Annotated in this window: 8 protein-coding genes, 1 tRNA gene and 1 pseudogene; 5 read left to right on the top strand and 5 right to left on the bottom strand. The window is 62.0% G+C overall.

Annotated features, from left to right (window positions below):
• Positions 1-36 precede the first annotated feature (36 nt).
• The 4 genes from FSY45_RS09015 to FSY45_RS09000 all read left to right on the top strand — a co-directional run bounded on the left by FSY45_RS09015 (position 37) and on the right by FSY45_RS09000 (position 6,370).
• Positions 37-1,338, top strand: coding sequence for a tryptophan--tRNA ligase (locus tag FSY45_RS09015; RefSeq protein WP_046461109.1), 1,302 nt, complete (start codon positions 37-39; stop codon positions 1,336-1,338).
• A 79-nt stretch (positions 1,339-1,417) separates the two neighbouring features.
• Positions 1,418-2,128 (top strand): response regulator transcription factor, encoded by a 711-nt coding sequence (locus tag FSY45_RS09010; RefSeq protein ID WP_003066085.1) that lies wholly within the window; start codon positions 1,418-1,420, stop codon positions 2,126-2,128.
• A 73-nt stretch (positions 2,129-2,201) separates the two neighbouring features.
• Positions 2,202-3,908 (top strand): FecR domain-containing protein, encoded by a 1,707-nt coding sequence (locus FSY45_RS09005; RefSeq protein ID WP_046461108.1) that lies wholly within the window; start codon positions 2,202-2,204, stop codon positions 3,906-3,908.
• A 116-nt stretch (positions 3,909-4,024) separates the two neighbouring features.
• Entirely contained in the window at positions 4,025-6,370 is a 2,346-nt protein-coding gene (locus FSY45_RS09000; RefSeq protein WP_046461107.1) for a CHASE2 domain-containing protein, read from the top strand.
• 53 nt (positions 6,371-6,423) lie between these two features.
• Here the strand turns inward: FSY45_RS09000 and FSY45_RS08995 are convergent.
• Positions 6,424-6,500 (bottom strand) — tRNA-Arg (locus FSY45_RS08995).
• 315 nt (positions 6,501-6,815) lie between these two features.
• Here FSY45_RS08995 and FSY45_RS08990 point away from each other — a divergent pair.
• The gene (locus FSY45_RS08990) at positions 6,816-8,105 is read left to right on the top strand and encodes an integrase (protein ID WP_255443288.1); all 1,290 of its coding nucleotides are present in this window, start codon (positions 6,816-6,818) and stop codon (positions 8,103-8,105) included.
• 116 nt (positions 8,106-8,221) lie between these two features.
• Here the strand turns inward: FSY45_RS08990 and FSY45_RS28225 are convergent.
• The 4 genes and pseudogenes from FSY45_RS28225 to FSY45_RS08965 form a co-directional block, all read right to left on the bottom strand.
• Positions 8,222-8,421 (bottom strand): annotated as a pseudogene (locus FSY45_RS28225) (type II toxin-antitoxin system HigA family antitoxin); the annotation flags it as partial.
• Positions 8,422-8,613: 192 nt separating this feature from the next.
• Positions 8,614-9,912, bottom strand: coding sequence for a TolC family protein (locus FSY45_RS08975; RefSeq protein WP_255443287.1), 1,299 nt, complete (start codon positions 9,910-9,912; stop codon positions 8,614-8,616).
• Positions 9,909-10,229, bottom strand: coding sequence for a DUF3240 family protein (locus FSY45_RS08970; RefSeq protein WP_062168876.1), 321 nt, complete (start codon positions 10,227-10,229; stop codon positions 9,909-9,911). The genes FSY45_RS08975 and FSY45_RS08970 overlap by 4 nt, the downstream gene beginning before the upstream one ends.
• On the bottom strand, positions 10,226-13,321 hold the full coding sequence (locus FSY45_RS08965; protein ID WP_063598497.1) for an efflux RND transporter permease subunit: 3,096 nt from the start codon (positions 13,319-13,321) through the stop codon (positions 10,226-10,228). The genes FSY45_RS08970 and FSY45_RS08965 overlap by 4 nt, the downstream gene beginning before the upstream one ends.
• Positions 13,322-13,334: the final 13 nt, after the last annotated feature.

Here is a 13,334-nt window from a genome sequence, read left to right as displayed (position 1 = left end):
CGCCTGGTCTGCTACTGATATCTGTTGTTGATCCCTATGAGCACCACCCGTTTTCTGACCGGCATCACCCCCAGCGGTACCCCACACCTGGGCAACTACGCAGGCATGATGCGCCCCGCCATCGAAGCCAGTCGCGACAAGAATGTGGAGAACTTCTACTTTCTGGCCGACTACCACGCGCTCATCAAGTGCCAGGACCCCGAGCGCGTTCAGCGCTCGACCATCGAAATCGCCGCCAGTTGGCTGGCCGCTGGTCTCGACCCCGAGCATGTGACCTTCTACCGCCAGTCGGACATCCCCGAGATTCCGGAGCTGACGTGGTTCCTGACCTGCGTGACCGGCAAGGGCCTGCTCAACCGCGCCCACGCCTACAAGGCAGCGGTGGACAAGAACAATGCATCCGGCAGCGAACCTGACGACGGCGTGACCGCCGGTCTCTTCATGTATCCCGTGCTCATGGGTGCCGACATTCTGATCTTCAACGCCAACAAGGTTCCCGTGGGCCGCGATCAGGTGCAACACCTGGAGATGGCACGCGACATGGCGTCGAGCTTCAACCACATCTACGGCGGCGAGTACTTCACGCTGCCTGAGGCCGTGGTGGAAGAGTCCGTCGCCACCCTGCCCGGCCTCGACGGCCGCAAGATGAGCAAGAGCTACAACAATACGATTCCGCTGTTTGCGCCACGTGAACAACTCAGGAAGCTCATCAACAGCATCACCACCGACTCGCGCGCCCCCGGCGAGGCCAAGGAAGTCGAAGGCTCGGCCCTGTTCCAGATCTATCAAGGCTTTGCCAGCGAAGAGGAAAGTGCCGCCCTGCGCCAGCAATATGCCGAAGGCATTGCCTGGGGCGATGCCAAGCAGATCCTGTTCGAGCGCATCGACCGTGAAATCGCCCCCATGCGCGAGCGTTATGAATACCTGATTGCCCACCCGGCAGAGCTGGAAGAGATTCTTCAGGCCGGTGCCATCAAGGCACGCAAGCTGGCGACTCCTTTGCTGCAGCAACTGCGCGGCGCCGTGGGCATCCGCAACCTGGCGCAAGCCAGCAAGGCCAAGACCAAGGCTGCCAAGACTGCACTGCCCCAGTTCAAGCAGTATCGCGAATCCGATGGCCAGTTCTACTTCAAGCTGGTGGCCGCCGACGGTCAGCTGCTGCTGCAAAGCCTGGGCTTTGCCGCCCCCAAGGAAGCGGGGCAGAACATCGCCCGGTTGCAGCGCGAAGGCGCGACGGCTCTGGCCGCCATCAAGCCGTGCCTGCAGACACTGGACGGTGTCAGCGATGACCTGGTGATCCAGGCTCTGGAACAACTGCGTGAGGCGGCCGAGCAATAGCTCCTCGCTGCCCGATGGACGCTGCCTCCGCATTCAAAGGACAGCGTGGATGTAATCCTTCGCACTAAAGGAACTACCGATGCGTATTGCTGCTCTGGATGACGATCCGCTACAACTGGAACTGTTGCAACAAGTCGCGACGGAAGCCGGGCATAGCTGTCACTCTTACCTCAAGGGGGCCGCCCTGCAGCAAGCCCTGCGCCGCGAAAGCTTCGATTTGCTGCTGATTGACTGGGAGCTGCCCGATAGCAGCGGGCCGGATATCGTGCGCTGGGTGCGCGAGCAGATCAGCAAGGAAGTGCCGGTCATCTTCGTGACCCACCGCAGCGAAGAGGCCGACATTGTCGAAGGCCTGGCCAGCGGCGCCGATGACTTCATGATCAAGCCCATCCGCGCGGGCGAGCTGCGTGCTCGCATCGCTGCCCTGCTGCGCCGTGCCTATCCGCTGACGGCACAAAGCGTGCTGGACTTCGGCCCCTACCGCTTTCTCACCACCACCAATGGCATAGAGATGGACGGCCAGCCCGTGGAGGTTACGCACCGTGAATACACTCTGGCATTGACGCTGTTCCAGAACCAAGGCCGTTTGCTCTCGCGCGATCATCTGCGCGAAGTCGTCTGGGGCCACAACGCCGAGGTGCAGTCGCGCTCGCTGGACACCCATGTCTCGCGCCTGCGCAATCTGCTGAACCTGCGCGCTGGTCAGCCCTATGCCATTTCAGCCGTTTATGGCTATGGTTACCGCCTGGATGCCCCCGAAGCTGCGCAGCCCGCAGCCCCAGCTGCCTGAGTTCGGCAGCCCCCATAACCTAGCTTTAAAAATGCCTGATTTACGTCAAAACCTCTTTTCCGTCCACTCCCCGATGCCCATTCTGGGCGCAGGCATGCTGTGGGTGGCGTTTGGAGGGATGACGGCAACAGGTCTGGCCCATGCCCAGATCACTCCTCGCGGCAACGATGCCATTGCCCACCGCGTGGTGACTGGAGATACGCTGGAGATGCTGGCAGAACGCTATCTGGGCGACCACAAGCGCTGGACAGCGCTGCAAAGTCACAACAAGGTGGAAAACCCCCTGCGCCTGCGCCCCGGTTCGGTGCTGGAAATTCCCACACGCCTGTTGCGCGCCGCGATGGCTTCGGTGGTGTTTGTGCAAGGCGATGTGCAAAGCACACGCTCTGCGAGCCATCTCGCAGACTCCGTCAACGCGCCGCCTCAGCCCGTGCAAAAAGGCCAGCTGCTGCAGGAAGGCGATTCGCTCCAGGTTCCGGCCAACGCCTTTGTCTCCGTGCGCCTCGCAGATGGCTCACTGGTGCGCGTGCAGTCCGAATCCGATGTCGAGCTGCGCCAGATGCGCCGCAAAGGCCGAGCCGGCAGTCTGCAGTCCGTCATCGATCTGCGCGAGGGCGCAATTGAAGCAAAAGTGTCCAGGCAAGCCAATGGCGAGCGCCGCTTCGAGGTGCGCACCCCGGCGGCCTCGACCAGCGTGCGCGGCACCCAGTTTCTGGTGATGAGTGATGACGAGGGCCGCACGGCTGCTGCCGTCGACGAAGGCTCGGTCGCCGTGCAGACGGGCCAGCCCTCAGCCTTGCTCAGGCCAGGTCAAGGTCTGTCCGTCTCCGCAAACGGCCAGATCGGCAAGCCCACAGCCATGCTGGGGGCTCCCGATATTGCGGCCTGGCCCGCTCTTGTCGAAGACGCCAACTGGGTCAGCCTGCCCCTGCCAGCCATGGCTGGTGCCGTGCGCTACCAAGTGCTGCTCGCTCAGGACAAGGAGCTGACCCAGATCGTGCGCGGCGGCATGTTCACAAGGTCGCCTGCACGCCTGACAGGTGTCGAAGACGGCAGCTACATTGCGGCCATTCGCGCCATTGACGCCAACGGCATTCCTGGCAAACGCAGCGTGCAAGTGTTGCGCGTCAAAGCTCATCCTGTGCCGCCGCTCTATGAGTCTCCAGCACCTGAAGCCACCATCGGACAGGGCCAGCACGGCCTGCAATGCACCCAGGTGGCGGAAGCCTCGGCCTACCGCATCCAGGTAGCCACAGCCGACGGCAGCTTTGCCCAGCCGCTCATCGACGCCAACGACCTCAAGGACTGTGCCCTGTCTGCCAGTACGCTGGCCAAGCTGCCTGTCGGCGAATATATGTGGCGCGTAGGCAGCATCCGTAAGCTCGGCAACGGCCAGCCGGATGCGGGTCCTTTCGCCGCCCCGCAAAAGATGAAACTGGCCCTGGCACCCAAATCGCCCGAACTGCAGATCGGCGGCGCGCCCGGCGAAGGCAGCAGCCATATTCACTGGGCAGGTGAAGAGGGTCAACGCTACCGTATCGTGGTGGCCAGCGACGCCGGTTTCACTGCGCCCCTGATCGACACCTGGATAACCCAGCCTCAGTGGAGCACGCAGGATCTGCCTCCTGGCACCTACTATCTGCAGATGCAGGTCGAGGATGCCAACGGCCTGCGCAGCAATCTCTCTGTCGCGCGCCAATTCCAGACCGGCAACTGGGTGACCTCATCCGAGGGGCAGGCGCTGACTTCCGGCGACGGTTCACGCTTGATGCGCCAGTAAAAACCATAGCTGCCAGCGCTTGAATTCCATGAAGCTTCATAGGATTCATATCTTGATCGCTTATATGACAAGCGCTGGAAGCTATTGTTTTATGAGCTTCTCACCGAGTCACCCACATGGTTGAAGCGCCCAACCTGCGTAAAAACCGCTTGCAGGACCTGCGCCTGAGCTGGCTGTTGCTTAGCGCTTTCCTGCTCGGCATGACCTGGTGGCTCAGCGGCCCGGGGCAGCTGGCACGTTTCAACGGCATTATTCAGGACACCTCGGCCTGGCTTCATCAGCGTCCAGCCTCGCCCGAGGTTGTCATCGTGGCCATCGACGATGACAGTATCGACAGCATAGGCCGCTGGCCCTGGCGCCGCGCGCTGCACGCCGCCGTGCTGGAGCGCATCACTCAAGGGCAGCCCCGCGCCATCGGCATGGATGTGGTCTTCAGCGAGGAAGACTGGGACTACCCCGGCGACGATCTGCTGCTGCAACGAGCACTGCAAAAAAGCGGCAACGTAGTGCTGCCCGTCACGCGCGCCGCGCAAAGCGCTGCCACCACCCCTTTACAGAGCCTTGCCAGCGAGGCTGCTGCTCTGGGGCACACCCAGATGCCTGTGGATGCCGACGGTGTGGTGCGACGCTTTTATGCGCAGGAAGGCAAGGCCGGCCAGCTCTGGTGGCATATGGCGCTGAGCCTGCACTGCGTGGGCCAGACCACCCAACCCTGCCAACCATCTGCCCCACCTCCAGCAGACTCGGTTGCAGCCAACTCCTGGCAAAAGCTGCAGCCCCAGTTCATCGCTTTTGCCCGGGCTTCGCGGGACCGCCAGAACAGCCTGGGCTCGCCGTTCACCACCTACTCCTATATCGACATCCTGCGCGGCAATATCCCAGCGGTCGCTTTTCGCGGCAAATACGTGCTGATTGGAGCCACTGCCGCAGGTCTTGGCGAAAAATTCACAGCCCCCATCGGCTTTGATGCGCGCCTGATCTCGAATGTGGAGATGCTGGGCCATGTGCTCAACGGCATCCTTGAGGGCACACATCTGGAGCCAGCCACTGCCACGCTCAACCGCAGCCTCAATGTGCTGCCCGTACTGCTGGGCCTGCTGGCTCTGGCCTGGCTCGGCCCTTCTGGCGGGCTGATTTCCAGCATCCTGCTGGCCTTGCTCAGTCTGTCGATAGCCGGTTTGGCGCCACGTTGGGGTCATGTGCAGACAGCCCCCGCTGCGGCACTGCTGAGCCTGTCGCTTGCCTACCCGCTCTGGAGCTGGCTGCGCCTGCGCGCCGCCACACGCTTTCTGGCGCTGGAGCTGCGCGATCTGCAGGGCCAGGGCCTGCCCGCGCCCTCGCTCAAGAGCGATGCCCTCGATCAGCGGATCGACGCTGTGGAGCAAGCCTCGCGCCAGCTGCGCGCATTGCATCACTTCGTCAGCGAAAGCCTGCGCCAACTGCCCTCGGCCACTTTTGTCTGCGACCGCGAAGGGCTGCTGCTGCTTGCCAACACGGCCGCGCACCGCTATATCGAAAGCCTGGAGCACAAACTCCAGCAAGGTGACGATCTGGTCGCCCTGCTCCACGGCCTGAACAGCGCCAGCAGCGACGGTGGCCGCACTGCCTGCAGCACGCCACTGCTCACGCACAGTGCATTGCAGCAAGCCACTCTGTCACGCCAGAGTGAAGGGCGCGACACCCAGGGCCGCCATCTGATGCTGCTGAGCCAGAGCTTCGAGGCACCGCCCACCTCAGGCTGGCTCATCACCCTGGTCGATATCAGCGACCTGCGCAGTGCACAGGCCCAGCGCGACCAGGCCATGCAGTTCATCTCCCACGATATCCGAGCCCCGATAGGCTCCATCATCACCTTGCTGGAGATGCAGCGCACAGGCAAGCGCATCGAGTCGCAAGATGCACTGTTTGACCGCATTGAGGGCTATGCCCAGTCGTCTCTTCAGCTGGCAGACGATTTTGTGCATCTGGCCAGAGCCCAGCAGCAGCAATACCGCAGCGAAGTCGTGGATCTTGGTCTGCTGGCGGATCAGGCCGTCTCGGATTGCTGGACCCTTGCCCAGCAGCAGAACATGCGACTGGTGTTCGAGCTGCCGGATGCCGAAGCCTGCGTGCATGGCGACCCCGGCCTGCTGCACCGCGCCGTCATCAACCTGCTGAGCAATGCCATCAAATACGGCAAGCCACCGACTGGGGATGGCGGCGCCCAAGTGGAAGTCGCCGTTGTCGAGCAAGACAGCCAATGGGGCATCGCCGTGCGCGATCATGGCTCCGGCATGGACGAGGCATCGCTGGCCAGACTCAGCCAGCCGTTCGAGCGCCTGCAGCAACACCAGCGCATGGATGGCGTGGGCCTGGGCCTGGCCTTCACGCGCACCGTGGCACAGCGTCATGGCGGCAGCCTGCAGATAAGCAGCCAGCTGGGCCAAGGCAGCAGCTTCACCCTGCTGATACCCAAAGCCTGACCCCAGAAACGAAAAAGCCTCAGAACTTTTCAGTTCTGAGGCTTGACGTTTTGTGGTGCGGCTGGCAGGAATCGAACCCACGACCCCTTGGTTCGTAGCCAAGTACTCTATCCAGCTGAGCTACAGCCGCAACAGGGTTGTATTCTAGCAGTGCAAAAACGGCTCTCGGACCAAATCGACAACTTTTTCGCGTTCATGCAAAGAAAAAGCCTGCCATCGATGAAGACGGCAGGCTTTCATGCAGCTTGGTAGGGCGTGGCGGACTTGAACCGACGACCAAAGGATTATGAGTCATGTTATCTTAGCTAATACTGGATTTCACTGGATTTTAAATTTTATCACAACCCATTGATTTTAAACATTAATTTTTCCAACACAATCCAGCAGCATCCAGTATCATCGAAGAAAATTCCGGAACCAAACCGGAACCAGGAATCGCCTTTCAATGACTACGACCCAGACTCCAGGCCAAATTTTTCAAGCCTTACCTGCAGGAAAATTCGCCACGCTCGCAAAAATAAGTCCACGTGGAGCCCTGCTGCTCCGCAAGCTTAAAAATGGCAGCGGCATGTTCTATTGGCGTTCAGAGCACAACGGAAAAGAGCTACGCGAGCCAATCGGCGCATTTGACACGTCAGCACCACCAAAGAGCATCAAGCCAACAGAACGCGGCTATTCGTTCAGTGCCGCCGTCCGAGCTGCTGAAGTTCTCTCTACACAACATCTTGGCAACATTGACGGTGGCGGCTACCAGAGCCTCAAGAAAGCCAAGAAAAAAGAGCTGGCTCAGGTGCAGGAAAGAGCAAAAGAGCTGGAAGAGCAAACGCTTGAAAAGTTGCTGCAGGCCTACTGCGACCATCTCCAAAATCTTGGAAAAATTTCTCACCAAGAAGCAAGGAATGTGCTTCGGCTCCACGTCATAGAAGCGTTTCCAAAGCTTGCCAGATCGCCAGCATCGCAGATCACTACCGAGCAAGTTGCTGATGTGATGCGCCGACTGATACAGGATGGCAAGCGTCGCAGTGCCAACAAGCTGAGAAGCTATATGCGTGCCGCCTTCCAGTGCGCAAAGTCTGCCAAGACGAATCCCAGCATTCCGCTGAGCTTCAAGAGCTTCGCGATTTCCGTCAATCCAGTCTCGGACACAACGCCAGACCCGCAAGGCAATCAAGCGGACAAGAATCCCATCAATTTTTTTGGACTTCAGCGGTACTGGAAGTACATCAATAGTCAAAACGACTACCGCAGCGCCATGCTACGTTTTCACCTAGCAACTGGCGGGCAACGCATTGCTCAACTACTACGACTCACCAATGCCGACATTCATAACGATCACATTGTTTTGCATGATCCTAAAGGACGAACCGGCCAACGCGCACGCACACATGTGGTTCCATTGACCAATGTTGCGCGACTTGCCCTTGAACAATGCCGTGCACCCGGTGAATTTGCATTTACCAGTGATGGCGGCAATACCCATTTGACCGGCACGACGCTGAGCGCTTGGGCGCAAGCTGCGGCTGCAGAAGCTGGTTTGGCAGATTTTCAAGCCAAGCAGATTCGATCCGGTGTCGAGACCTTGCTGGCAAGCGCAAGTGTCAGTTCGGACATTCGCGGGAGACTCCAGTCACATGGCATCTCCGGCATTCAGAACCGGCACTACAACGCTTACGAGTACCTGCCCGAGAAGCGTGAAGCTCTGGAAAAATTGATTAATCTTTTAGAGCGTGAATAGTTGAGTCCGCGACCGACAGCAGCTACTCAACATCAGTCAACCGACTTACAGCTCTGGTTGACCGAAATTTGAATATTCACATCCTCTGCCGGCTAGGTGACCACCGAAAAGCCACTTTAGCTGTGAATAGGCTCACTGCCCCCCACCAGAACCTCTGCAGGGACGCCCAGCGTCATCAAGCGCCGGATCATTGCCAAGGAGAGCTGGCGTGTACCGTTCAACCCTCATACACGCGGTTTGGCGGGCCGATGTAGGGCTGCATGTCAGCCACGCTCATCCCACTTTGCTCCATGCGAAATTTGATGACCTCGATGGGTAATCCCCCCGCAAATTCCATCGGCTGCCATGCAAGCGATAAAGATGATCAGCGACCCAGAAGTCCCCACCGCCATCCATCAATAGACTGCTGATGATCAGCGCCGCACCCGCTGGTAGCGCTAAATGAGTGATTAAGAATCGAGGTGCGAATGGTGCGTTGGATAGTGGGGCGTTGCCCAGTAGTCGGAATTCATTGGGGGGCATCGACATGTGCCTCCTTCGAATGCCACAGCGCATGCGCATCGATACGCACCAGTGCTGACGCTTGCAGCGCATCGACGCGAGCCTGTGCCTCGGCGAGTCGTGTCTGGCGCAGGTTGCGCAACGTCAAGAGGTATTCGGCCAAGGCGGCCTCTCCCAGTTCCCAAGCCCGCCGCGTGTGGTTGCTGGCCGTGGTCTGCGCGGCCAGCGCCTGCGCGAATGACTGCCACTGCGTGCGTTTACTGGCAGCAGCCTGCACGGCAACCCACGCACTTTGCTCCACCGCGCGCCGCACGCCGAGCGCCTCCGCCTCTGCGGCCGCCGCGTTGGCGCTTTCCGTGGCAGCCATTGCACTGCGATAGTCTGTGCCAAATGGCACCGTCAGGACAACGCCAATGACACGTTCCGCCCCGCCGCGTTCAGACATCATGCGTACCCCGACTGTGGGGTCTGGCGTGCGGTTGGCGCGAGCACGCTCGGCCACCTTGGCAAGGCGCGCTGCCTCTCCATCGGCAATGCCGATTTCGACGCTTTGTCGAACAATTCGCGCCAGCCACTCCTGTGCCTTGCCCGGCAAAGGATCGGGATCTGGCAGCGTGGATGGCCGCGCGGGAATTTCAATGCCGGGGAATTCGATCACCACCGTTTGTCGTGCTGCCCTTTCTGCGTCGCGCGCAGCGCTAACCTGGGCTGCAAGCATCGCGCGTTCGGCTTGTAGAACGTCGCTGTCCCGCTGCGCGGCATCGCCCAGGGCCACGCGGCGGGTCATTGCTTCCTGCTCACGTATAAGCAACTTTTCCTGCGCTTGCATCTCGTCGGCTACGACGAAACTGCGCAGCCATCCGGCCCAGACTTCCAACAGTCGCCTTGCCATTTGGTGCTCGGCATCTTCAAGGCGCATGTCGGCCACCCTGCGGGTGCTGCTGCCGATGTCCCGATCCAGACGCGCCTTGTTCGGCAGGCGAACAGCACGGCTGAGCTGGATTTCCCATTCGTTGTAGCGGCGCGCTTCGTTGGTCACGTTGCGGCGTTGTAGGCCGCTGCTGAGTTCAAATTCGTGACTACCGGCTTCAAGGGCGCTTTGCGTGGCAGCCGCCGCGTTCAAGCGAGCGGCTGCGGCATTCACGACCGGCTGGGTTTTCATCGCCGTTTCGACTTGCGCCTGCGCAGGCAGCCAGGAGAGATCATCGGCACGCGCTTGCGCGGGATGGAATGTCAAAGCCGCGATGGCCACCATGACGGCACCAGTCGGTAGTACCAGGCTGCATCCTTTGTTTTTATTCGTCATACCAGTCTTCCACTTGCCAACACCGGCTCCACCCACCAGCGCACGTCGCTCGATGCGATGCGCTGGCGCAGATGCGCCAGAACCTGTTCCAGCCGTTCGGGTTCGATCAACACCCAGATGACACGCCGATCCACACGGCCGCGAACCTTCTCGCGAATGGACGCGCGCGCGAAGTCGCCGGTATGCCCTTCTGCGTGCAACAGGGTGAACCCTGGCAGCACCGGGTCGGCCATCAGGGCATCGGTGACGGCGTCTTCGAGCGTGGGTGGAAACACCAGATTCAGGCGCACCAGTTGCGCTTCTTTCAATCCGTTCATGCGCGGACTCCTTGTTGTGAGGAGATGGCCTGGCCGAATCGCCGGTACAGCACCGGCAGCAGGACCAGGGTCAGCGCCGTGGAGCTGACCAGTCCGCCAATCACCACGATGGCGAGTGGGCGCTGGATCTCAGAGCCAGGGCCACTGGCCAGCAGCAGGGGCACCAGGCCAAAGGCGGTGATGGAAGCCGTCATCAGCACTGGGCGCAGCCGTCGCAACGAACCTTCGCGCACCACCTGTTCCATGGGCAGGCCTAGCGCGTGCAAGTGGTTGAAGTGCGTCACCAGCACCAATCCGTTGAGCACGGCGATGCCCAGCAGCGCGATGAAGCCGACCGAAGCAGGCACCGACAGGTACTGCCCCGACAGCCACAGCGCCGCCACGCCGCCGACCATGGCAAACGGCACGTTGCCGAGGATGAGCGCGGCCTGCCGCACCGAGCCGAAGGTCATGAACAACACGAAGAAGATCAACGCCAGGGCCACCGGCACCACCATGCCAAGGCGGGCCGCCGCGCGCTGCTGGTTCTCGAACTGGCCGCCCCATTCGACGCGGTAGCCGGGCGGCAGCGGCACGTCGCGCGCCACGGCGGCACGCGCTTCATCCACGAAGCCGACCAGATCGCGCCCGCTCACGCTGGACTGGATCAGCGCGAAGCGCGAGCCGTTCTCGCGCCGCACCAGCACGGGGCCATCGGTGGTGGCGATGCGCGCCAGCGAGGCCAGGGGGATTTCGCCCTGATCGCCACGGGCGAGTTGCAAGTCCTTGAACCGCTCGGCCGATCCGCGCAGCCGGGCATCCCCGCGCACCACGATGGGCGTGCGCCTGTCCGGCTCGATCACCAGCCCGGCCGGCACGCCTTCGAGCTGCGCGCGCAACTCGTCCTGAACCTGTGTCACGGCCAGCCCGGCGCGGCCTGCGGCCTGCGCATCCACCTTCACCTGCAGGTATTCCACGCTGTCGCTGGCCTGGGTGAGCACGTCGCGCGCACCGGGCACTTTCTCGATGCGAGCGGCCATGCGCTGCGCCAGATCGCCCAGTGTTTGCAGATCAGGGCCGAACAGCTTGACGGCCACGTCGCCCCGGCTGCCGGTGAGCATTTCCGAGATGCGCATTTCGATGGGCTGGGTAAAGCCGAATTCCAGGCCGGGGAAGGCATCCATCACCTTGCGTATCTCGGCACTCAACGCGTCCTTGTTAGCTGCATGCCAATCCTTGCGCGGTGCGAGCTGCATGAACAGGTCGGTTTCGTTCAGGCCCATCGGGTCGAGCCCCAGCTCGTCGGAGCCCACCCGCCCGATGCTGTGCCGCACCTCGGGCACCGCCGTACCGATGGCCTTCTGCACCGCCAGGTCAATCTCTAGCGAGCGCTGCAGCCCAATGGACGGCGGTTTTTGCAGTTGCAGCAGGATATCGCCCTCGTCCATCGTCGGCATGAACGCCTTGCCCGTGCCGAGGTAGGCCACCACACCCAATGCCAGGGCCGCGATGGCGACCGCCGATGCGCGTAGCGGGTGGTGAAGCGCAGCCTCCAGCAGCGGTTGGTACAGGCGCGTGGCCCAGCGCATCACCCACGGCTCGGTGTGCGCGTGTTCCTTGAGCAGCAGGGAGGCAAGCACCGGCACCAACGTGAGCGACAGCAGCAGCGAGACGCCCAGGGCGAACACGATGGTCAGCGCCACCGGCACGAACAGTTTGCCTTCCAACCCTTGCAGCGTGAGCAGGGGCATGAAGGTCAGACAGATGATGAGGATGCCGGAGGCCACGGGCACGGCGACCTCGCGCGCCGACGCGAATATGCGGTGCAGGCGCGGCTGGTGCGCACTGGGTGCGTGCGGGTCGAGCCGACTGACGGCGTTTTCCACCACCACTACGGCAGCGTCCACCAGCATGCCGATGGCGATTGCGAGGCCCCCTAAGCTCATCAAGTTGGCGCTCATGCCGACAAGGCGCATCAGCAAGAAGGTACCCAGCGCCGCCAGCGGCAGCATCACCGCCACCACCAGCGCGGCGCGCAGCTCGCCGAGGAACAGAAGCAGCAGGATGACAACCAGTACCGTCGCTTCCAGCAAGGCGCTTTCCACCGTGCCCACAGCGCGCTCGATCAACGTACTGCGGTCATAAAACGGCACCACCTTGACGCCGGGCGGCAAGCTGGGAGTCACCTCGTCCAGCCGCGCTCGAATAGCTTTGACCAGCGCCGAGGCATCGGCCCCGCGCAGCGCCACCACGATGCCTTCCACCGCTTCGCCCGCGCCGTCCCGGGTGACGGCGCCATAGCGCGTCACGCCTTCGATGCGCACCTGGGCCACGTCGCCCAGGCGAACTGGGGCCGTGCCATTGGCCCCCGCGCGCAGGATCAGACGGGACAAATCGTCCAAAGTGTGGATCGCGCCTTCAGCGCGCACGATCAGCGTGTCTTCGCCTGCATCCAGGCGGCCCGCACCGTCATTGCGGTTGTTGCGGCCGATCGCCGTGATGACATCAGAGAAGCTGAGGCCCGCAGCGGAAAGCCGTGCGCGATCCGGCACCACGGCAAAGCTCTTGGCTTCTCCACCCAGCACGTTGACATCAGCAACACCGGGCAGCGTGCGCAGGGCCGGGCGCAGCGTCCAGTCCAGCAGGGCGCGGCGCTCGCTCAACGTGAGGCCACCGCCTTCGATGGTGAACATGAACACGTCCGACAGCGGTGTCGAAATCGGCGCCAACCCGCCGCTGACGCCTTCGGGCAGGCTGCCCGAAACGCCGGCATAGCGTTCGGCCACTTGCTGACGCGCCCAGTAGATGTCGCTGCCTTCGGCGAAGTCCAGCGTGATGTCCGCGATGGCGTACTTGGCGGTGGAGCGCAGCATCACGCCTCGCGGCACGCCGAGCAACTCCATCTCCAGCGGCGTGATCACGCGTGACTCCACCTCCTCGGGCGTCATGCCAGGGGCCTTGATAATCATCTTGACCTGCGTTGGAGAAATGTCCGGATAGGCGTCGATCGGCAATTGCAGGAAGGCCGCCAGGCCCGCGCCCGCCAAAGCCAGCACGCCGAGCAGCACCAGCGCGCGTTGGCGCAGGGAAAACTCAATCAGACGGGACAACATGCGTGGTCGCCCC

The organism is Comamonas sp. Z1, assembly GCF_008121555.1.
GTDB classification, from domain to species: Bacteria; Pseudomonadota; Gammaproteobacteria; order Burkholderiales; family Burkholderiaceae_C; genus Comamonas; species Comamonas thiooxydans.
Note: the sequence above shows the minus strand (reverse complement) of the source record. Positions and strands in the feature narration are given on the sequence as shown.